The 19,879-nt window shown below is 48.2% G+C and carries 17 protein-coding genes; 14 read left to right on the top strand and 3 right to left on the bottom strand.

From position 1 onward, the window contains the following. Nucleotides 1-3 precede the first annotated feature (3 nt). Nucleotides 4-801, top strand: a complete 798-nt coding sequence (locus B2U10_RS10980; protein ID WP_290787639.1) for a hypothetical protein — start codon at nucleotides 4-6, stop codon at nucleotides 799-801. 58 nt (nucleotides 802-859) lie between these two features. Here the strand turns inward: B2U10_RS10980 and B2U10_RS10975 are convergent, their stop codons facing one another. Further along, complete coding sequence (locus B2U10_RS10975; protein ID WP_290787636.1) at nucleotides 860-2,104, bottom strand: MDR family MFS transporter; 1,245 nt, start codon at nucleotides 2,102-2,104, stop codon at nucleotides 860-862. Nucleotides 2,105-2,506: 402 nt separating this feature from the next. Here B2U10_RS10975 and B2U10_RS10970 point away from each other — a divergent pair, with 402 nt between their 5' ends. The 3 genes from B2U10_RS10970 (at nucleotide 2,507) to B2U10_RS10960 (ending at nucleotide 5,888) form a co-directional block, all read left to right on the top strand. After that, nucleotides 2,507-4,087: a peptide chain release factor 3 gene (locus B2U10_RS10970; protein WP_035408673.1), complete on the top strand. Its 1,581-nt coding sequence runs from the start codon at nucleotides 2,507-2,509 to the stop codon at nucleotides 4,085-4,087. 125 nt (nucleotides 4,088-4,212) lie between these two features. Next, nucleotides 4,213-4,680 carry a general stress protein gene (locus tag B2U10_RS10965; protein WP_290787634.1) on the top strand — a complete coding sequence of 156 codons (468 nt, stop codon included), beginning with the start codon at nucleotides 4,213-4,215 and terminating at the stop codon, nucleotides 4,678-4,680. Between the two features lie 119 nt (nucleotides 4,681-4,799). Then, the gene (locus tag B2U10_RS10960) at nucleotides 4,800-5,888 is read left to right on the top strand and encodes an MBL fold metallo-hydrolase (RefSeq protein ID WP_056060573.1); all 1,089 of its coding nucleotides are present in this window, start codon (nucleotides 4,800-4,802) and stop codon (nucleotides 5,886-5,888) included. Nucleotides 5,889-6,054: 166 nt separating this feature from the next. Here the strand turns inward: B2U10_RS10960 and B2U10_RS10955 are convergent, their stop codons facing one another. After that, nucleotides 6,055-7,293, bottom strand: a complete 1,239-nt coding sequence (locus B2U10_RS10955; RefSeq protein ID WP_290787630.1) for a purine/pyrimidine permease — start codon at nucleotides 7,291-7,293, stop codon at nucleotides 6,055-6,057. 107 nt (nucleotides 7,294-7,400) lie between these two features. Here B2U10_RS10955 and B2U10_RS10950 point away from each other — a divergent pair, with 107 nt between their 5' ends. From B2U10_RS10950 to B2U10_RS10940, 3 genes are read left to right on the top strand one after another with little or no spacing between them, the layout of a single operon-like run. Next, the gene (locus tag B2U10_RS10950; protein ID WP_035408665.1) at nucleotides 7,401-8,222 is read left to right on the top strand and encodes a LysR family transcriptional regulator; all 822 of its coding nucleotides are present in this window, start codon (nucleotides 7,401-7,403) and stop codon (nucleotides 8,220-8,222) included. Between the two features lie 27 nt (nucleotides 8,223-8,249). Further along, nucleotides 8,250-9,434: an RtcB family protein gene (locus B2U10_RS10945; RefSeq protein ID WP_290787627.1), complete on the top strand. Its 1,185-nt coding sequence runs from the start codon at nucleotides 8,250-8,252 to the stop codon at nucleotides 9,432-9,434. 33 nt (nucleotides 9,435-9,467) lie between these two features. Next, nucleotides 9,468-10,070 carry a hypothetical protein gene (locus B2U10_RS10940; protein WP_035408660.1) on the top strand — a complete coding sequence of 201 codons (603 nt, stop codon included), beginning with the start codon at nucleotides 9,468-9,470 and terminating at the stop codon, nucleotides 10,068-10,070. Nucleotides 10,071-10,103: 33 nt separating this feature from the next. Here B2U10_RS10940 and B2U10_RS10935 read toward each other — a convergent pair whose 3' ends face one another. Beyond that, the gene (locus B2U10_RS10935; RefSeq protein WP_290787624.1) at nucleotides 10,104-10,598 is read right to left on the bottom strand and encodes a hypothetical protein; all 495 of its coding nucleotides are present in this window, start codon (nucleotides 10,596-10,598) and stop codon (nucleotides 10,104-10,106) included. 257 nt (nucleotides 10,599-10,855) lie between these two features. On the opposite strand from B2U10_RS10935, the gene acnA reads away from it, so the two are divergent. From acnA to plsY, 7 genes are all read left to right on the top strand, one after another. Beyond that, nucleotides 10,856-13,582, top strand: a complete 2,727-nt coding sequence (gene acnA, locus B2U10_RS10930; RefSeq protein ID WP_035408655.1) for an aconitate hydratase AcnA — start codon at nucleotides 10,856-10,858, stop codon at nucleotides 13,580-13,582. A 57-nt stretch (nucleotides 13,583-13,639) separates the two neighbouring features. Then, on the top strand, nucleotides 13,640-14,104 hold the full coding sequence (locus tag B2U10_RS10925) for a DUF3939 domain-containing protein (RefSeq protein ID WP_035408653.1): 465 nt from the start codon (nucleotides 13,640-13,642) through the stop codon (nucleotides 14,102-14,104). A 190-nt stretch (nucleotides 14,105-14,294) separates the two neighbouring features. Beyond that, a complete protein-coding gene (locus B2U10_RS10920) occupies nucleotides 14,295-15,002 on the top strand; it encodes a hypothetical protein (protein WP_290787621.1) in 708 nt (235 codons plus the stop codon). Between the two features lie 76 nt (nucleotides 15,003-15,078). Continuing rightward, entirely contained in the window at nucleotides 15,079-17,322 is a 2,244-nt protein-coding gene (locus B2U10_RS10915; RefSeq protein WP_290787618.1) for an AAA family ATPase, read from the top strand. Between the two features lie 12 nt (nucleotides 17,323-17,334). Beyond that, a complete protein-coding gene (locus B2U10_RS10910; protein ID WP_035408645.1) occupies nucleotides 17,335-17,772 on the top strand; it encodes an acyl-CoA thioesterase in 438 nt (145 codons plus the stop codon). A gap of 238 nt (nucleotides 17,773-18,010) precedes the next feature. Beyond that, nucleotides 18,011-19,069: a D-alanyl-D-alanine carboxypeptidase family protein gene (locus tag B2U10_RS10905; protein WP_290777506.1), complete on the top strand. Its 1,059-nt coding sequence runs from the start codon at nucleotides 18,011-18,013 to the stop codon at nucleotides 19,067-19,069. Nucleotides 19,070-19,086: 17 nt separating this feature from the next. Then, a complete protein-coding gene (gene plsY, locus B2U10_RS10900; RefSeq protein ID WP_035408639.1) occupies nucleotides 19,087-19,701 on the top strand; it encodes a glycerol-3-phosphate 1-O-acyltransferase PlsY in 615 nt (204 codons plus the stop codon). Nucleotides 19,702-19,879 lie beyond the last annotated feature (178 nt).

Genomic DNA, 19,879 nt, shown 5'->3' with positions numbered 1-19,879 from the left:
ATTATGCATTTCGATCAGGCATTACACCTTTTGCAACAGCTCGGTCCATCGATGGAGCAAAAGGGATTGCGGATCGCGACGCGCTTCTATGACTCGCTCGAGGCGACGTACGAAGAAGAATTGCGCGCGCTTCGAGAAGCGGGAGCTCAGGACGGAACTCGGGCACTGCGGATTTTACGCCTGAGTCAATTATTGAATCAGATTACAAACCAGCATGAATCGAGTGAACTGTTTAAATTGATTTTACTGAATGAAATCGATCAGACGAAATCGTTTCTGTTGACGTACCCTGACATCATCAGTCGTGAAATTCTTCAAGCTATTCAAATCGAATATGACCTTAAAGAAAATGCACCTTTACTTCAAGCATGGGCAATTGTTCACCATCAACTCGTCGATACATGTCGGCATTTTTGTAAATACCGCCGTGCTGAAAATTGGCGGCAACAAGATATCTTATTGATCGCAGAAGAACATCATCTAGGAGCCGTCATTGATGAAGCAAGGCATGCTCTCTTAAGCGGCCGGAAAACGACCTTATTACATGTCTCAGCTGAAGAACTAGCAGAACGAATGTTAGCAAATGTCGTATCCTTGACGATGAAAGGCATGATCGTCCACCACATTCGTCAAGAAGGATGGGAACAACAGATGCACGAATTCTTGACGATGATCACAGCGAATGATCCGATCGTCTTCGTCAGTGGATCGACGAACTTCATTGCAGACATCCAGCAGCGACTCGATCCGCTACCGGTTCTGTTCGGTCCGTTCGTAGCGGCAAATCAATTACCTTCTTAATGAGAAAAGCGATGTGACAGGTTCTGACGGAAGTCGGAGCATGACACATCGCTTTTTTTTAGGCTGATTTCGTTAAACGTTTCGCTCGTTGAATCGAACGATCGAGTGCGAGATAGACCCCACCTGATACACAGCAGAGCAGTCCGACGAATCCAAGCGCAAAATCACCTTTTCCGGTATCAAGGAATAAGGATCCGAGAAGTGGGGCGGTGACGCCACCGATCAACCACTGAAGACTCGCAGCACCGTTGTACGTTCCGCGGAGATGTTCCGGGGCAATTAAGGCAATGAATGTCATCTGCACAGGGGACATGATCATCTCACCGAGTGTATAGAATGCATAAATCGCAAGCAATACTGTCACGAGCACGACATAACTCGTTCCGAGTGAGAACAGATAAGACGGCACGAATGCGAGGAAAATCATACCGATTCCGAAGATCGAGGCACCAAGCAACATGACTTTTCCGAATGCCTTCCCTGACAAGCGAGCAGCAATCGGGAACTGGAATAAGACGACCATGATTCCGTTGAGTGCCATCACGTAAGGAAACGGATTTTGCTTCGTCGGTAATCCTGGCAGTGCTTCTTTCAAGAAGACCGGTAACATACTTTCGACGAGGGCAAACCCCATCGAAATGAAGACACCCGCACCGATGAAGATTAAAAAGACGTGATCCTTCCGCAATACAGTGAGCGGTGATACTTTGACTTCGTCTGTCTTTTCGATATACTCCGGTTTCGTTTCTTCGATGAAGAAGTAAAGAACGAGTCCATATAGGAAAAAGACGAAGGCAGCGGAGTAGAAGATGAGCGAACGATCGACGAACAGGACAGCACTTCCGAGAAGTGGTCCGAACGCTGCGCCGACATTATGTCCCATCCGAAGCAGACCGAACGATTCATTCAGGCGTTCTGGTGGTGTGACGTCAGCGACCATCGCGCTTGCTGCCGGATGGAACAGTGAACTCGATAAACCGAGCAACGCGTTCAAAGCGAGCAGCGGTCCGAATGAATCGGCGAACGAGAAACCGATTAGCGCGATGACGTCACCGATGATCGAGAGAACCATCAGTGGTTTTCGACCGAATTTATCAGCGAAGTGGCCACCGAGAATGGCACCGACGAGTGACATGATCGGTCCAGTCGCCATGATGACGCCGACTAGGAAGTAGGAATCGAGTCGATCCGCGTAATAGAGAACTAAAAATGGTGCAATCATGAACATCATGATTCCGGTGATCGTTTCCCCGACGAACCGGATCCAGATGTTGCGATCAAGCTGTTTGAGTGCATTAAACATAGTGAAAACCCCTTATATTCCGTTTTTAGACAATAGAAAAGACGGATACGCACAAATATGGGCATACCCGTCCAAATATAAGAGGGCAGCATGTACGTATACGCATACGCACACCCTGCTTAATTAAAAATTAAACGATTGGGTGACGTACAGTTGTAGCCGATACAAAGACAGTGTGGACAGATGTCCGGGCTTGATGGAATACCATTGTACGTCTCCTCCTTCTGTAATAGTGAACTTCCTAGTCATCGTAAAGAAGATAGTGATGAATTGTCAACTTTAAATCTGAAAATTAAGTCAATGAAGTGAAATGGACGAGACCTTGAAAATTCGGTATGATAGACTAGTTGCGAAAAAGATTGATCGGATTTTTGAATATATCGGTGAAAGGAACTACCATACATGACAAACATTCTACAAACGGAAGTCGAAAAGCGTCGGATTTTCGGCATCATTTCCCACCCGGATGCGGGTAAGACGACACTAACTGAAAAATTCCTCCTACACGGAGGCGCGATCCGTGAGGCAGGTTCTGTCAAGGCACGGAAAAACTCGAAATTCGCGAAATCGGACTGGATGGAAATTGAAAAGCAACGGGGAATCTCTGTTACGTCTTCGGTCATGCAATTCGAATATGATAAAAAAATCGTTTCCATCATGGATACACCAGGTCACTCGGACTTCGGTGAAGATACGTACCGGATCCTGACGGCTGTTGACTCAGCAATCATGGTCATCGATGCGGCGAAAGGGATCGAGTCGCAAACGAAGAAACTGTTCCAAGTCTGTCGAATGCGCGGTATTCCGATTTTTACGTTCATCAACAAGATGGATCGTCAAGCACGTGATCCGCTCGAATTGATGGAAGAACTCGAAGAAGTCCTCGGTATCCCGTCGGTTGCTGTGACATGGCCAGCTGGTTCAGGTCAACAGTTCGAAGGAGTCTATGACCGTGTCAAAGGACAATTCCACTGCTTCAAAAATGATCGTAAGACGATCGAACTCGGCGAGGAAGGTCTCGCGAACGAAGAACTCGCGACGACGATTAACTCAGAAATGTACGAGACGTTGATGGATGAAGTCGACTTACTCGACGGCGCAGGTAACGAATACGATGAAGAATTGATCGCAAAAGGTGAACTGACTCCGGTCTTCTTCGGATCAGCACTCGTCGATTTCGGTGTCACACCACTTCTTGAACATTACTTGAACTTGTCTCCTTCACCGACACCACGTGAGTCAAACAAAGGAAAAGTCGAGCCGGCGCAAGACTTCTTCAGTGGTTTCGTCTTCAAGATTCAAGCGAACATGAACCCAAACCACCGCGACCGGATTGCGTTCGTTCGGATCTGTACAGGTAAGTTCGATCGTGGGATGGACGTCGTCCTGACACGGACAGGCAAGAAGATGAAGCTGTCGCAATCGACTCAATTCATGGCGGATGAGCGTGAAACGGTCAACGAAGCGTTCGCAGGAGATGTCATCGGGTTATATGACTCAGGCAACTATCAAATCGGTGATACGATCACGAATGGCGATCCATCGTTACAATATGAAGCACTCCCGACGTTCGCACCAGAACTCTTCCTGAAGGTCTACACGAAAAACGCCTTGAAGTCGAAACAGTTCCAAAAAGGTGTCGAACAACTTGCACAAGAAGGTGCGATCCAGGTCTACAAAACGGAATACAACGAAATCATCCTCGGAGCGATCGGACAACTCCAATTCGAAGTCTTCGAGCACCGGCTCAAAGGTGAGTATGGCGTTGACATCTTGAAGGATGCCGCGAACTTCCAAGTCGCCAAGTGGATCAAGCCAGCAGAAGTCGCTGCTGTCAAACAATTGACGGATTCACGGACGGTTCTCGTCTATGACCGCTGGGAGAATGCCGTTCTGTTATTTGCGAATGATTTCGTCTACGAGCGATTCGTTCAGAAAAACGAAGGAACGATCACATTGGTCGATTCACCGCAACAACTTTAATGTTTTCACGGACTACTTTTCGAAGTGGTCCGTTTTTTCGTTCTGGAAATCTCGTTTGATGACAATCGAACAAGGGTAAAAATAGAGCGTGTTTGAATTCATATGAAAAAGGACGGTGTCATGTGATGGCGAAACGGTTTGTTGGGATTTATCAGGATCAATCGAGTCTGGAACGAAAAATTGAAGAATTGAAACAGCAAGGACATCATGATTCGGACTTTTCTGTCGTCGGTCGAGATGACGCGGCAGAAGAAGCATCAGGTGCGAGTTGGATTGATCAAGTCAAATCAACGTTCTCTAAAGAACCACCGCTCCGTGAGACGTTAAAACGTGTCGGACATTCGGATGATGAGGCAGAACGGCATTACGCGGAAGTCGAGCGAGGTGGTCTTGCACTGTTCGTCAAGGATCGAGATCACGACCATGACCACGATCACCATCATGACCATGAGCATCATCATCACCATGACCACGATCATCGGTACGATGATAATAAAGTCGAAAATCCAGGGAACAACGCCTATGAATCCAATCACCGTGAGGAAGGTGAGAAGAGCGACCGGGCGAAATGGAAAGCCGACGATATCGACTAATACCTAGAAGTGAAGACGCCATATTGGTGATCTTCACTTTTTTTCGTATCCGAAGTCGCTGGGCAAGATATGTGAGGAATCGTGGTGCTATACTGAGAGCATCGAAGAGGTGATAAGACATGAAAAAAATAGTGACAGCTTTAGCAGGAATCGGTCTTGCCAGTGCTTGGTTCATCAACCGATACCCGGTGTTCGGGAAACGACCAAGCCGTGCAGAGCGGCGGAGTTTCGAACGATCAGATCGTTTTGTTGACGGGAAATTCAAAAATGAGATGGATTTCCAGTTGAAGATGGAATGGGACTCGATGAAAAGCATCTTAAAGGATTACGGACGAAACATTCCGAATCTGCGTCCTGTCAAAGCGTTACCGACGCTTCCGTATCAGCGACGGCAAGACGATAGTGAGGCACCACGTGTGACATGGTTTGGACATTCGGCATTTTTACTTGAACTCGATGGACAAACGATTTTCTTTGACCCGATGCTCGGGCGCGCACCATCACCGTTCCCGAAACTGGGGGGAGGACGTTTTCAAACGACGCAGACCGTTGATCTCGAACGCTTGCCGTTGATCGATGTCGTCGTCTATTCGCACGACCATTATGATCACCTGGATTATCCATCCGTCCTTGCCTTAAAAAATCGAGTCGGTCGCTTCATCGTGCCACTCGGGGTCGGGAGTCGTCTCCGTGGATGGGGCGTCTCGGCGGAGCGAATCACGGAACTCGACTGGCATGAATCGACGCAAGTCGGTGGCATTAAGCTGACAGCGGCTCCGTCGCGCCATTATTCAGGGCGAAATGGTCTTGATCAATTTTCAACGCTGTGGGCGTCATGGGTCATTGAAGGCTCGCAAAAAGTTTTCTTTAGTGGTGATAGTGGGTATGGTCCGCATTTCAAAGCAATTGGTGAACAATATGGTCCGTTTGATTTAACGATGATGGAATGTGGGCAGTATGATGTCCGGTGGTCCAATTCGCACATGTTACCGGAACAAACAGTTCAAGCACATCGTGATGTCAAAGGTCGCGTCTTGATGCCGATTCACTGGTCTGCCTTCATCCTCGCGTTTCATGCCTGGTTCGAACCGGTCGAACGGTTGCTCAAGGAAGCAAAACGCGATGAGATTCCTGTTCTGACACCAATGATTGGGGAGAGTGTGACACCCGAGAGCACGACACGGAAATGGTGGCGAGAAGTGCGTTAAATGATACAGCTTTTTGATTTTAATTAAATATGATGATAAAAAAAGTAGCCATTTCGATTTGACTCGAAATGGCTACTTTTTTAGATGAATAAACGGACGAGATGTTCATCATCGACTCCTACAGGAAAGCGAGGATGATGACATCGTCTGGATCGTACAATACTCTTTAGCTCGCCAATCGATCTGCTTGTATCGCGCGACGAGAACGTACTTTTTCGACAATTTCGAAACCGAGCACAAGCATCGTTCCGACGAGCAATCCATTACTGAGAAACGGACGAAGCGTCAAAGGCAGGACTTCAGCGATGACGGTCGATTGCAACAAAATACTGATGCCGATGACGGCACTGATTGCAAACGCATGGCGACGACGGCTGTTCTCCATGTTACTTTCCGCTGACTGCCAGGCAATTAAAAACATATGCGGCAATGTCGCAAGCAACGCTGCACTCGCGACGCTCCGCGGCAATGTTGCGATGATCCCGATCAAGCTTGGGAAGAAACCAATCAGTGCGATGACGAGTGAGGCAATCAAGAACGGGCGACGTTTCCGGCTTCCCGTTTGCGCGATGAACCCGCTCGTAATGGGTAAAGGCACCGGTACGAGCGTCGAGAACGTAGCAGCGAGTAAATGAATGACACCTTCGATCGACAAGCCTTGGTGCAGACGTCCTTGTTTTTGAAGTGTTGCTTCGACGGCGCTTAAAGCAGCAATCAAATTGACGACAAGCAAGATCGCGAACGGAATCGCGACAAGGAATGCACTGCCGTCAAACTGTGGCCATCCGAACGGTAACGCTTGCGGTGGTGCGAACAAACTAGACGATGCAGGAAGCGACGGACGGCTGACGAGCCAACCGACGATGATTCCGATCATCAAGGCAAACGGACGTAAGCGACTCGGTCCGAACTGGCTGAGTCCGAGTACGAGCAAGAACGTGATGATTCCGGCGAGACGTGTTGCCTCGACGGCAAGAACGGCACCAAGCATGACGCCTGTTAATTGAATACATAATAAAAGCAAAAATGTTCCGCTGACGAGCGGTGTGAAGACGGGTAATAAGTATTTTGTCCATCCTGTCAAACCGAGAATGATAAGAACGATACCGGCAATTACGACGGCTGCCATCGCAATCGTAAAGGCTGTTTTTGAATCGACCGGTAGTGCGGCGATGACAACGAAGATACTGACCCAAGATCCGGCAGGTCCCGATACGATTGGAAGCCGGTGGCCGAAAGCGCCGTGTAGGAAACAGGCAATCCCGCCTACAAAGAACGACCGTTGGACAAGGGCAGCTGTTTCGACTGAGGAGAGGTCGAACAGACTAGCGACGACGATCGGTAAGGCAATCGTGTTCGCAAGTAAGAAGACGATCCACTGGAAAGTAGAAGTCGTTTGTTTCATGAAAAAGCTCCTTTCTTAAACTGAAGATATTCCTGCATCATAGCATATGATTGATGTTATGATTCATATATCTTTATACATGAAAACATATGAAAGAGATGATGAGTATGGATTTACGTCAGTACCGCTATTTTTGTGCGGTCGTCGAGGAACAATCTGTCACACGAGCAGCGGAGCGCTTAAGAATGGCACAACCTGCCTTGACGCAACAAATCCGACGAATGGAAGAAGAGTTAAGCGTTCGTCTAATCGAGCGGGCAGGGCGCGGAATCCGGATCACACCAAGCGGCAACCGCTTATATGAAAGGGCGGTTTCATTGCTACAGTTTGAGCAGGAGACACGAATGGAATTAAGCGACATCGAAGCCGGACGAACAGGAATTTTGCGGATTGGTGTCAACACGTTATCAGCCAGTCGGCTTGTTGACTGGATCGAACAGATGAAACGACGACATCCTGGTATTATCTTACAAGTCCACCAAGGAGAATCGAGTGCGCTCATCGAACGGTTAAAAGAGCGGTCGCTTGATGCAGCGTTGGTCCGTTTGCCGATTGATGCGCAAGGCGTCTCGATTGAATGGATGGAGGAAGAACCGTTTCATCAAGTCTGGCATCCGGATCACCCAACTGCGGATCTTATCATTCCAAGTCAGGAAGGACTTGGTGTCTTTCAGACATTAAGTCAACGGCTCGGTGTCGTATCGCAAGAGACGTGTTCTGACGTCTTGACGCTGATCGGACTCGTTCGGAAGGGGAAGGCTGTGACCGTATTGCCGGAGAGTACGTTGCGGGAACTGGACACGGCAGGACTGCATCAGACATACCTGTCAGGTGCCGCGAGTACGACAGCCTTTGTCTGGTTGACGGAGACGGGACCGACGACACTGACGAAACAATTCATTGAAATCATGCAAGAAACAGCAAAATAATTAAATGGATAAGAAAGGAACAATCGAATGAAAACGATTCAAGGCACATATGGGGAAGCAAAGATTTTCACGGACAACGTCGACGAACTGACGATTAAGCAAGTAACAGCCATGTTGGAGGAACAATTTGCGACAGATAGTCGCGTTCGGATCATGCCGGATTGTCACGCTGGAAAAGGGTCCGTCATCGGAACGACGATGCATGTGACGGACGAGGTCGTACCGAATCTCGTCGGTGTCGATATCGGTTGCGGCATGTTATGTACACGACTTGCTGGACAGGAACCAATCGACTTTGCAGAGCTTGACGCAACGATCCAGCATCTCATTCCAAGTGGCATGTCGGTGCGTCAGCAAGCCCATCCATTGTCAGAACAGGTACCATTTGATCAAGTACTTGCACCGTTCAACGAGACACGGGCACGGTTGTCGATCGGGACGCTCGGTGGAGGGAATCATTTCATCGAACTGAACCAGGATGCAGCAGGACAGCGCTATCTCGTGATTCATTCCGGCAGTCGCAACCTTGGGAAGACGATCGCTGAACATTATCAGGCAGAAGCCGAGACGGCACGCTTCCAATTTGATGCGGGTCAAATCATTGAGGAATTAAAGCAGCAGGGGCGCGAATCGGATATTCAGGCGACCTTGCAGCAATTGAAGGAAAAACGATCTACGTTTAACAAAGATTTAGCATCTGTTTCCGGAGAAACGATGGAGCGTTACCTCCATGATCTTAAGATCGCCCAACGATACGCAGCATTAAACCGTCAAGCGATGACCGAAGTCATTTTCGAGGCGATGGGATGGACGGTAGTGGATCAGTTCGATACGATCCACAACTACATTGATCTTGATGCGATGATTTTAAGAAAAGGTGCCATCTCTGCGAAAGCCGGCGAGCGGGCAATCATTCCGATGAACATGCGCGATGGCTCCTTGATCGTCGTCGGAAAAGGAAACCCTGATTGGAATTATTCCGCGCCACACGGAGCAGGACGCATCATGTCACGATCTAAAGCGTTCAAAACAGTTGAACTCGATGCATTCGAAAAGACGATGACCGATGTCTGGTCAAGTTCTGTCGTCGCGTCGACGCGTGACGAGTCGCCTTTCGTCTATAAACCGATGGACGAAATCATTCGCAATACGAAAGAAACGGTCGATGTCGTCGAGATCATTAAACCGCTATACAACTTTAAGGCAAAGTGATATCAGGGTGTTTTCAAAAGGGGAGGATAGTGTATGCGCTATAAGCGAAACATGGCGATCCTATTTTCGAGTGTATTTTTAAGTGTAGGATGTACGGATGAGGCGGTCACGACGGAACAGAAAAAAGTAGAAGTCAAAACTACTACTCATACGAATCAGAAGACAAAACATCCTATCTTACATCCTGTTCAGTATGAAAAGCTGTTCAAGTATATGGATGAACACTTGAAGATGGATCAATTTCAGTTGCAGGCAAGTACGATAGGTTCAGATTTCACGGCTGTAGATCGATCATTGAGTTTTGGGAAGAGACGTTGGTTAACAGTTGACGGAACGATAGACACACCGTCGACACAAGAGACACTTTATTTTGAAAATCAAAAACAAGATACGCGGTTAGCGATCCATTTTACTTATACAGATCGATATATAGGCAATGACGTGATGCAGTATCAATCAAGTGATGGCTACAAAGGGCTTAATCAAAAGCTATCGAATCAGTCTGATCTTATCATCATCAGCTACAAAAACATCCTCATATCCGTGCAACAAAATGCTTTATATAAAGTCGATCCTGACACGACGCAGGAGGCAGCAAAACAGGTGATTCACGAATTAAAAAACGCTCCCGTTTAAAACGAGAACGTAAAGATGACAACTTTGATTTGATTAGACGGCACCATCCGGCAATGTCTCACCTGTCCGGCGAATCGTCGCTCCGAGTTCAGCGGCAATCGCATTGACGGCTTCTGAATCTTCGTTGACTTCACTGATCAAGATGACACCGTAATGATTGGGATTGATCTGATTCAGTGTCCGGTTAAACAAATCAAACGAATCTCGTTCGTTTTTCTCATCCCGATTCGCACCAATCAAGTAGCCAGCGACGGAACCGACGAGCATCCCGAACGGACCACCGATGACACCAATTGCCATGCCGATCAATGAACCCTTGAACGATTGATCCTGTTGCGTGAAGTCGATCGCATCGATGAAAGAGAACCCCTCTGCTTCGTCGCGTTTTGCGAGAACCATCTGCTCCATGTCGATTTCCTTGATCGCTTCGAGGTCTTTGATCATCGCGAAGCCTGTTTGCGCTTTTTCTAAATCATTGAAAATAATCGTCGTAATGACGTGCGTTGCATCGCTTTTATATTTCGCCATAATAAACGCCTCCACAAGAATCGGATATCATACTACACTTTTTAAGTACCCTGAACATTCTAAATGGAAACGCATGACTGGAAATATGGCAAGAACAGGACAACAGAATAATTTTCTAATATCGGCAATAAGTAAAACTTATCGAAAGTCTTTTGTTCTTTCAAATTGTAACGGAATCCATATTATACTATGATAGAACTGTACAAGTAAGCGGTATCAGGGGCTTGATGTCGTGAACACTTAAAGGGGGAATCACCATGAAGCAAACAGATGTGTCGCAAGATGTCTTTGGCGCACGCCGTTCGTTTGAAGCAAACGGTAAGAATTATCAGTACTACAGTCTTGAAAAATTGGAAGAACTCGGATTGACGGAAGTCAAACGCCTTCCATATTCGATTCGTGTCCTACTCGAGTCAGTACTTCGTCAACAAGATGGTCGTTCGATCACACGTGAACACGTCGAGAACTTGGCGAAATGGGGAACAGCTCAAGTTTCGAATGATGTCGACGTTCCGTTCAAACCGTCACGCGTCATCCTTCAAGACTTCACAGGTGTTCCAACGGTCGTTGACCTCGCATCACTTCGTAAAGCGATGCAAGATCTCGGCGGAGACCCATCGGTCATCAACCCAGAAGTACCAGTAGACCTCGTCGTTGACCACTCGGTTCAAGTCGATGCCTACGGTTTTGCTGGTGCACTTGCAGAAAACATGGATCTCGAATTCGAGCGTAACGAAGAGCGTTACAAATTGCTTCGCTGGGCAACGTCAGCATTTGACAACTACCGTGCCGTACCACCAGCAACAGGAATCGTTCACCAAGTCAACCTCGAGTACTTGGCATCTGTCGTCCTTGAAAAGGAAACAGCAGACGGTACAGTTGATGTCTATCCGGACACACTCGTCGGAACAGACTCACACACGACGATGATCAACGGTCTCGGCGTCCTCGGTTGGGGAGTCGGTGGGATTGAAGCGGAAGCGGGCATGCTCGGACAGCCGTCATTCTTCCCAGTACCTGAAGTCATCGGTGTTCGCATCACAGGTGAGATGCACCCAGGAACGACAGCAACAGACGTTGCCCTTCGTGTAACGGAAATGCTCCGTCAAGAGAACGTCGTTGGTAAATTCGTCGAGTTCTTCGGTCCATCACTCCACTTAATGTCACTTTCTGACCGGGCAACAATCGCAAACATGGCGCCAGAATACGGTGCAACATGTGGATTCTTCCCAGTTGATACAGAGACATTGACGTACCTTCGTTTGACAGGTCGCGATGAAGCATTGATCGAAAAAGTCGAGAACTACTCGAAAGCAAACGGTTTGTTCTACACGCCACAAAACGAAGATCCAACGTTCACGAAAACGGTCGAACTCGATCTTTCAACGATCGTTCCTGCGCTTGCTGGACCAAAACGTCCACAAGACCGGATTGATTTGACGGATGTCCATACATCATTCAAAAAAGCGTTGACGGCTCCACAAGGAAACGCTGGATTTGGTCTTGCAGAAGAAGAAGCAAACAAAGTCGCTGTCGTTCAGTTCGAAGACGAAGCGGTTGAGATGCGTACGGGTGATGTGGCGATCGCTGCGATCACGAGCTGTACGAACACATCAAACCCATACGTCATGATTGGTGCGGGACTCGTCGCGAAAAAAGCGATCGAACTTGGTCTTTCAGTTCCGAAATACGTCAAAACATCGCTTGCGCCAGGATCGAAGGTCGTTACGGATTACCTCGAGAAATCAGGACTCCAAACGTATCTCGACGAACTCGGCTTCAACACAGTCGGTTACGGCTGTACGACATGTATCGGTAACTCGGGTCCACTTGACCGCGCTGTTGAAGATGCGATCCTCGGTTCAGACTTGCTCGTTTCGTCTGTCCTCTCCGGAAACCGTAACTTTGAAGGTCGTGTCCACCCGCTCGTCAAAGCGAACTACTTGGCTTCACCGCCACTCGTCGTCGCGTATGCACTTGCAGGAACAGTCGACGTCGATATCATGAACGCGTCACTCGGGACAGGCAAAGACGGACAAGAAGTCTTCTTCGCTGACATCTGGCCTTCACGTGATGAGATCCAAACGATCATCAACACGGTCGTCACACCAGAAAGCTTCCGTGCAGAATACGATTCAGTCTTCACAGGAAACGAACGCTGGAACAACCTTGACGTGCCAACAGGCGATCAGTATGATTTCGACGGTGAGTCGACGTACATCCAAAACCCACCATTCTTCGAGAACTTGGCGAAGGAAGCGGGTCAAGTCGAAGCCCTCAACGGACTCCGTGTCTTCGGTAAGTTCGCTGATTCAGTCACGACGGACCACATCTCACCAGCTGGTTCATTCTCGAAAACGACACCAGCCGGTCAATACCTCGTCAATAAAGGGGTTGCACCAAAAGACTTCAACTCGTACGGTTCACGTCGTGGTAACCACGAAATCATGATGCGCGGAACGTTCGCGAACATTCGGATCCGTAACCAAGTAGCACCAGGTACAGAAGGTGGCTTCACGACGTACTGGCCAACAGGCGAAACGATGGCGATGTACGATGCTGCGATGAAGTACAAAGAAGATGGCACAGGTCTCGTCATCCTCGCTGGTAAAGACTACGGTATGGGTTCTTCACGTGACTGGGCAGCAAAAGGAACGAACTTGCTCGGCGTCAAAGCCGTCATCGCGGAGAGCTTCGAGCGGATTCACCGTTCAAACCTCGTCATGATGGGCGTTCTTCCACTTCAATACGTGGCAGGCACAACAGCTGAAACACTTGGTCTAACAGGTGAAGAAGCGATCAGTATCGCAATCGATGAGTCTGTTCGTCCACGTGACATCGTTAAAGTCACGGCAACAGCGGCAGATGGAAAAGTCACTGAATTCGAAGCGATTGCTCGTTTCGACTCAGAAGTCGACATCGATTACTATCGTCACGGCGGGATCTTACCAATGGTCCTTCGTGAGCGTCTCCAACAAGCATAAGTTGTCTAATCAAAGGTGGGGGAAACCCCACCTTTTTTTGACGAGAGGAGGAATTCGATGAATCGATTCAAGAAGTGGTTTCAACCGAAGGAAGACCGACCGTTGCCGATGCGTGACGTGACGCTTGATGAAGTCAAACAAGCGACGCATGCGTTTGAATCTGAACTACCGAAAGGGACGAATCGGACAGTGCTTCTGGATAATGAGCAACGGATCGACCTGAAACAGCTGGAGCCGTATTTGAAAGCACGCTCGACACAAGTGTTTTACATGTCGCGTGAGACATTCACCATCATGGAAGCAAAAGACCGGGAACTCGTCTATGAGATGGATCATGTCCAGGTTGCTGTCGATCGCTATTTTGACCGGGTGAAAAAACTTCCTTTAAAACCGTATAGCAAAACGTTTCAAGTCGACTGTGCGATGTTGTTTCAGGATGGTTATTTACGTGAAATGCCACATCATAGTTATTACTTGGTCGATGAGTCGATGATCGTCTCGCTGACGCCGAAGGAAGCGTAAACGTAATCAAGGGTGGACCGAATTCATTCGGTTCGCCTTTTTCTGTCGTCCTGAACGTTTTCTGATTTGTTCAAAAGTCTGACGAATTTACTCAGAAATCGTGAAATCTTGGACAAACCCTTTGTATTTCCCCTTTAAAACCGATACGATGATAGGGAATAGAGACTTGAGCTAGGAAGGTGTACATGGCATGACGAAACGAACGAGCACGTGGATTGCAGTAGCAATCGTGGCAATGGCGATCCTCCTTGCCTACAATTTTTATCTCTTGAACAAGACGCAGACCGCAAGCGATGAAAAAGCCGCAACGGTCAAACCGTTTTATACGATGACACGCATTCAATATGTCGAGAAGAAACTCGCAACGAAAAAAGATGAGCTCGAAGCCCGGACATATGAAGTCGTGTTTGACGACAAAGGGCATTTTCGGACAGAAGTCGTAGACGGACCGTCAAAAGGATCGCTTGCAATCTGGAACGGCACAATGTTCCGTGAGTATGATGCGACAGGGAAGTTAGTCAATGAGACGAAAGCAGGCAAAAGCGTCAGTGCGCCGCGTCCATTCCTCTCTCGTGGATTCAATGAACAGATTCTCGCCTTCATTAAAAAAGGGGACTTTGGACAAGTCGAGGGAGAAGCAGACATTGCAGGGATGGCTGCGGACGTTTACGTGAAAAAAGAACCATCGAGCACGGTTCCTGAAGAATGGATCAAACAGTATCCATCGATCTTCGATAAAGAAAACAACCAGGAACAAGCGACGTATTATATCGCATCTGACCGTTCGAAAGTCCTCGGTGCCGAATCACGCAATAATGGTAAATTGTTCTACTCTGTCAAGATGAAGAGTTTTGAGACAATTGATATGTTCGATAAGGAATGGCTAAAAGCAAAATAAACAAGAAACGACCGGCGATGACGCTACGAAACGGTAGCGGACAAAGTCGGTTTTTTCGAGACGCAGGAGGTTCAACATGGAAGCATTCTCGAAAGAGGAGATGTTCAATCAAATCAAGGCGTGGGAAGAGGGCGCGAAAGTTGAGGAGGTGCTTGCGCTACGTTATGCCCAAAGTAGTCGGCTACTTGGAGAAACGGAAGCACTCGTCCGTATCTTAGCGTTACTTGTCGAGCATCGCTATATCATGACAGGACGACTGGACGCCTTAGCTGAGAGCTGGATGCAAGAAATCCGTCAGCATGGTCGCTTGCCAGCACGTCTTGAGCAGTTATTAACGGAGCAACAACTACAAAGTACGTATCAGCGTCTCGTCGCGCATACGTTCCCGACGATTCGTGAGACGGACAATGCAAACGCGAAACGATCTGCGACAAAGGAACTGATTCTCCAAGCGAGCCAAATCGTCGAGGAGACGGATCAAATCGTCGAACTGACAGAACGACTTCGTCGGCTAGATGCCGAACGCTGGACGGAACTGTTCGATGCTGGAACGGCATTGCTACGTTCGAGTGCAACGCTCGAGCAGACGGCGCAGACATTCGTCGATAGCTTACAAGAACGCTTCTATTCCCGAGAAGCGTTCCGTGAGATGACGGAATTGAAGGCGACGACGATTCAGGATCTTAAGCGTGTCGTTGCCTTACTTCCCGTCGAAAGCAAACAAGTTGAACGATCAGCACTCGAGGAACTCGACGCGATGATTGGTCTCGAAGACATTAAACAACGGGTCCACCACATGTATCGTTTTTTGAAGTACCAACAAAAACGGTCGGAAGACGGCTATCGTTCAAGTGATCAACCATCGCTACACATGATCTTCATGGGGAACCCGGGGACCGGGAAAACGACGCTTGCCCGTTTGATGGCGAAGATCTACCATGAACTTGGACTACTCGAACGACCAGAAGTCGTCGAGACGGATCGTTCGTCGCTCGTCGGTGCCTTCGTCGGACAAACGGAAGAACAAGTCATGAGCAAAGTCCGGGAAGCTGTCGGAGGTGTACTCTTCATCGATGAAGCCTACGCCTTAAAGCGTGCCGGACAAAGTGGGAACGACTATGGGCAGGCAGCGATCGATACGCTCGTCGCTGCGATGACGAGTGGGGAATATGCGGGACGGTTTGCAGTCGTCCTCGCTGGTTATCCGGAAGAGATGCGTGATTTCCTGAAGGCAAATCCCGGACTACGAAGCCGTTTCCCGGAATCGAATCATTATCTGCTTGCAGACTATACGGATCAAGAGCTGCTCGCGATCGGACGCTCGATTGCGACGGCAAATGATTACGTCTTGACGGAACAAGCAGAGCGGGCGTTGCTCGGTCGGCTCGAGCGGGAGCGCGTCGACGCGAGTTTCGGAAACGGACGGGCGGTTCGCAATATCGTGCTTGATGCGATCTTCAAGAAGGGAGCAAGCCTTGGAGAGAGTGCCAGTCACGAAGACTTTGCCTTACTCGAACAAGAAGATTTCGAGATGGTGCAAGAACCGGACGCGACGGTGGAAGAACGGATCGCTTCGCTCGTCGGATTGTCTGATCTAAAGGATGAATTGAAACAGATCGAAGCCTTATTATCAATGCAAAAACGCCGTCGTGAAGCCGGTTATAAGGTATTACCGGTCGAACTGCATGCGGTCTTTAGCGGCAATAGTGGAACCGGTAAGACGACTGTCGCTCAGCTTTATGCCGATGTGTTACGACAATGCGGCTATTTAAAACGCGGACACTTGAAAGTCGTCAGCCGAGCTGACCTCGTCTCCGGATATGTCGGACAGACCGCGAAAAAGACACGCGACGCGATTCGAGACGCGCTGGGTGGTGTCTTATTCATTGATGAAGCCTATGCGTTAAACGGTGGAGCAAATGACTTTGGGAAGGAAGCCATCGATACGCTTGTGGATGAGATGACGAAACATCAAGACAATCTCGTTGTTGTTCTTGCTGGTTACGAGCAACAAATGAACGCCTTGCTCGCGAGTAATCCGGGATTGAAGTCGCGCTTCAAGCGGTCGTTCCACTTCCCCAATTATTCGCCAGACGAGTTGATTCAAATCATTGAAGGATATGCGGCACGATTCGGATATGAGCTGACGGAGGACGCGCGACAGACGCTTACCGAGAAAATCGATGTCGTTCCGAACGGAAACGCACGGGCGGCGATCACGATTGTCGAACAGGCGATCGCGAAACAATCGATGCGATTAATTGACAAAGTTAGCTTATCCGGTTCAGAATGGTCCTATCTTGAAAAAGAGGATTTTTAAGGGGGAAGCTACATGCATACGATTGAAATACCTGTTCGGTACGCCGAGACGGACATGATGGGCATCGTCTATCATTCGAACTATCTCGTCTATCTGGAACTGGCACGGACAGAATTAATCCAGTCCTTGGGTCTTAATTACAAGGAGATGGAAGATGCGGGTTATGTCTCCCCGGTTACGAATGTCAATCTCGATTATAAGCGCTCGTTGACGTACGGTGATACGGCGGTCGTCACGGTCTGGATTGATCATTACGATGGCTTACGGACGATTTATGGTTATACCGTCAAGCATCCAGACGGAAAACTTGCGGTATCGGCAAAGACGACACATGTCGTCGTCAAGAAGGAAAACTTCCGACCGATTCGTTTGCCGAAGGTGTTCCCAAACTGGCACGACATCTACGAGAAGATGAGTGAGACGGACGCAGCACTCTTAACGGAAGCGTGAAGATGTACAACAATAGCGGGATCGATTTTATTGAATCGGTTCCGCTTTTTTTTATTTGCACCCTGAACAGTAAAAATTAGCACTTGGTACTAACGACCGATGACAAAGTCAGAATCATTTGCGAAAATAAAGAAGCTGAAGTAAGGTAGGGTCTTAGTCCATCTGTTGGAAGTAGGCTCGACGGATGGAACAATTAGCGGTAACATAGAGAAGCATAAAAAGAAGAGGGGTCTTACTCATGAAAAAAATCGTAACCGTTAGTACGTTAGCGCTTCTCCTTGCAGGATGTAATCCTGGGGATCAACAAGCGGACGATACGACGAAAACTGAACAGAAATCAGATGAGACAACACAATCAAAAGACGAAACGAAAAAAGAAGACACAGCAAAAGACACGAACAAAGAAGAAACAAACAAAACAGACAAAACAGATGAAACAACGAAAGACGATACGTCAGAAGATGCAAAACAAGAAGACAAGTCATCTGAAGACAAATCATCAGATGAGACGACACAAGAGGACCAAGGATCTTCGGATGAGGCAACGAAGGATGAAACAGAAAAGAAAGATGATACACCTGCAGCAGAGAACAAAACAGAAGACAAAAAGGACGAATCGACGGATAAACCGGATAGTTCGTCTCAGGATCCAGAGCAGGAAAAACCATCGAAACCAGAAGATGAGACGCCAGACGTCGATAAATCAGCAGATGCCAAAGCCGATCTTTCGCTTGGAATGCTCGTCGTCGTCAACAAGAAGTATAGCTTGCCAATCGACTACAAGCCGTCGGATCTCGTCGTTCCAAACGTCAGCTTCTCCTATTCGGGTGTACTTGAACAAAGCTACATGCGAGCACCAGCTGCGAAACAGATGGAAAAGATGTTCGCTGCTGCTAAAAAAGAAGGCGTGACATTGAACGCTGTCAGCGGATTCCGTTCCGGCGCACGTCAAAAAGTATTGTATAATAATTATGTCGCACGTGACGGCAAGGCAGCTGCTGATCAATATTCAGCACGCCCTGGTCACAGTGAACACCAGACAGGTCTCACTTTTGATATTTCGGCACCAAGTGTAGGTAATGGATTAACAGCCGCTCTTGGTGATACGAAAGAAGGAAAATGGATCGCGAATAACGCAGCGAAGTTCGGCTTCATCGTTCGTTACGACCGTGGTTTCCAGTCGCGGACGGGTTATACGTATGAGCCATGGCACATTCGTTATGTCGGAGTCGATGTCGCGACACAAATTAAAAATAACGGACAGACTCTTGAGGAATATATGAAAGTCGGTCACTAAGAGGTTGGAGGTTGACTATGATTGAAATCATAGGGATTTTGGTTCTTGGCTATCTGCTTGGTTCGATTCCGTTCGCATTACTTGTCGGGAAATGGGGACACGGAATCGATATTCGTCAACAAGGTAGCGGGAATCTCGGAACGACGAATACGTTCCGTGTCTTGGGGAAAAAAGCAGGAATCATCGTCTTGATCGGTGATCTTGGAAAAGGAGCCGTCGCGAGCCTTGTTCCGATCTTGATGGGCGCGGATGTGCATCCGCTGTTTGCTGGATTAGCGGCTGTCGTCGGTCATATCTATCCGATTTTCGCAAAGTTCAAGGGCGGAAAGGCAGTCGCGACGTCTGGTGGGATGTTGCTCGTGACGAGTCCGATTCTCTTCATCTTTCTGCTCGTATCCTTTTTGACGACACTTCGCCTGAGCCGGATGGTCTCGCTCAGTTCGATCGTCGCAGCAAGTGTCGGGATTGTCGTGTCGATCACGATCGGCGTCTTGACGAACGATTGGATCGTTCCGACGTTCTTTACGGTTCTTGCGTTGTTCGTCATCTTCAAGCACCGTGATAACATCCAACGGATTCGCCAAGGAACAGAGTCTAAGATTCCACTCTTTGCAAAGAAATCATCTGAATGAACGACTAATGACGCGTCTGCATCTCACTCATTGAGAGGCAGGCGCGTCTTTCGTTTGATGAAAGAGTCGGATAACGGACGAATTCAACGACATTTCATAGGAACTACACGTTTATTTACATCGGATTTACAAGACCTTTACAGACGTTCGCTACACTAGAACTAGAACTGGTCTGTAA

Source organism: Exiguobacterium sp. UBA7533 (assembly GCF_002479335.1).
Lineage (GTDB): Bacteria > Bacillota > Bacilli > Exiguobacteriales > Exiguobacteriaceae > Exiguobacterium_A.
Note: the sequence above shows the minus strand (reverse complement) of the source record. Positions and strands in the feature narration are given on the sequence as shown.

Excerpts from the sequence above, each read along its gene's own strand:
- B2U10_RS10980 (WP_290787639.1), top strand. The coding sequence starts at position 4 with ATGCATTTCGATCAGGCATTACACCTTTTGCAACAGCTCGGTCCATCG.
- B2U10_RS10975 (WP_290787636.1), bottom strand. The coding sequence starts at position 2,104 with ATGTTTAATGCACTCAAACAGCTTGATCGCAACATCTGGATCCGGTTC.
- B2U10_RS10970 (WP_035408673.1), top strand. The coding sequence starts at position 2,507 with ATGACAAACATTCTACAAACGGAAGTCGAAAAGCGTCGGATTTTCGGC.
- B2U10_RS10965 (WP_290787634.1), top strand. The coding sequence starts at position 4,213 with ATGGCGAAACGGTTTGTTGGGATTTATCAGGATCAATCGAGTCTGGAA.
- B2U10_RS10960 (WP_056060573.1), top strand. The coding sequence starts at position 4,800 with ATGAAAAAAATAGTGACAGCTTTAGCAGGAATCGGTCTTGCCAGTGCT.
- B2U10_RS10955 (WP_290787630.1), bottom strand. The coding sequence starts at position 7,293 with ATGAAACAAACGACTTCTACTTTCCAGTGGATCGTCTTCTTACTTGCG.
- B2U10_RS10950 (WP_035408665.1), top strand. The coding sequence starts at position 7,401 with ATGGATTTACGTCAGTACCGCTATTTTTGTGCGGTCGTCGAGGAACAA.
- B2U10_RS10945 (WP_290787627.1), top strand. The coding sequence starts at position 8,250 with ATGAAAACGATTCAAGGCACATATGGGGAAGCAAAGATTTTCACGGAC.
- B2U10_RS10940 (WP_035408660.1), top strand. The coding sequence starts at position 9,468 with ATGCGCTATAAGCGAAACATGGCGATCCTATTTTCGAGTGTATTTTTA.
- B2U10_RS10935 (WP_290787624.1), bottom strand. The coding sequence starts at position 10,598 with ATGGCGAAATATAAAAGCGATGCAACGCACGTCATTACGACGATTATT.
- acnA (WP_035408655.1), top strand. The coding sequence starts at position 10,856 with ATGAAGCAAACAGATGTGTCGCAAGATGTCTTTGGCGCACGCCGTTCG.
- B2U10_RS10925 (WP_035408653.1), top strand. The coding sequence starts at position 13,640 with ATGAATCGATTCAAGAAGTGGTTTCAACCGAAGGAAGACCGACCGTTG.
- B2U10_RS10920 (WP_290787621.1), top strand. The coding sequence starts at position 14,295 with ATGACGAAACGAACGAGCACGTGGATTGCAGTAGCAATCGTGGCAATG.
- B2U10_RS10915 (WP_290787618.1), top strand. The coding sequence starts at position 15,079 with ATGGAAGCATTCTCGAAAGAGGAGATGTTCAATCAAATCAAGGCGTGG.
- B2U10_RS10910 (WP_035408645.1), top strand. The coding sequence starts at position 17,335 with ATGCATACGATTGAAATACCTGTTCGGTACGCCGAGACGGACATGATG.
- B2U10_RS10905 (WP_290777506.1), top strand. The coding sequence starts at position 18,011 with ATGAAAAAAATCGTAACCGTTAGTACGTTAGCGCTTCTCCTTGCAGGA.
- plsY (WP_035408639.1), top strand. The coding sequence starts at position 19,087 with ATGATTGAAATCATAGGGATTTTGGTTCTTGGCTATCTGCTTGGTTCG.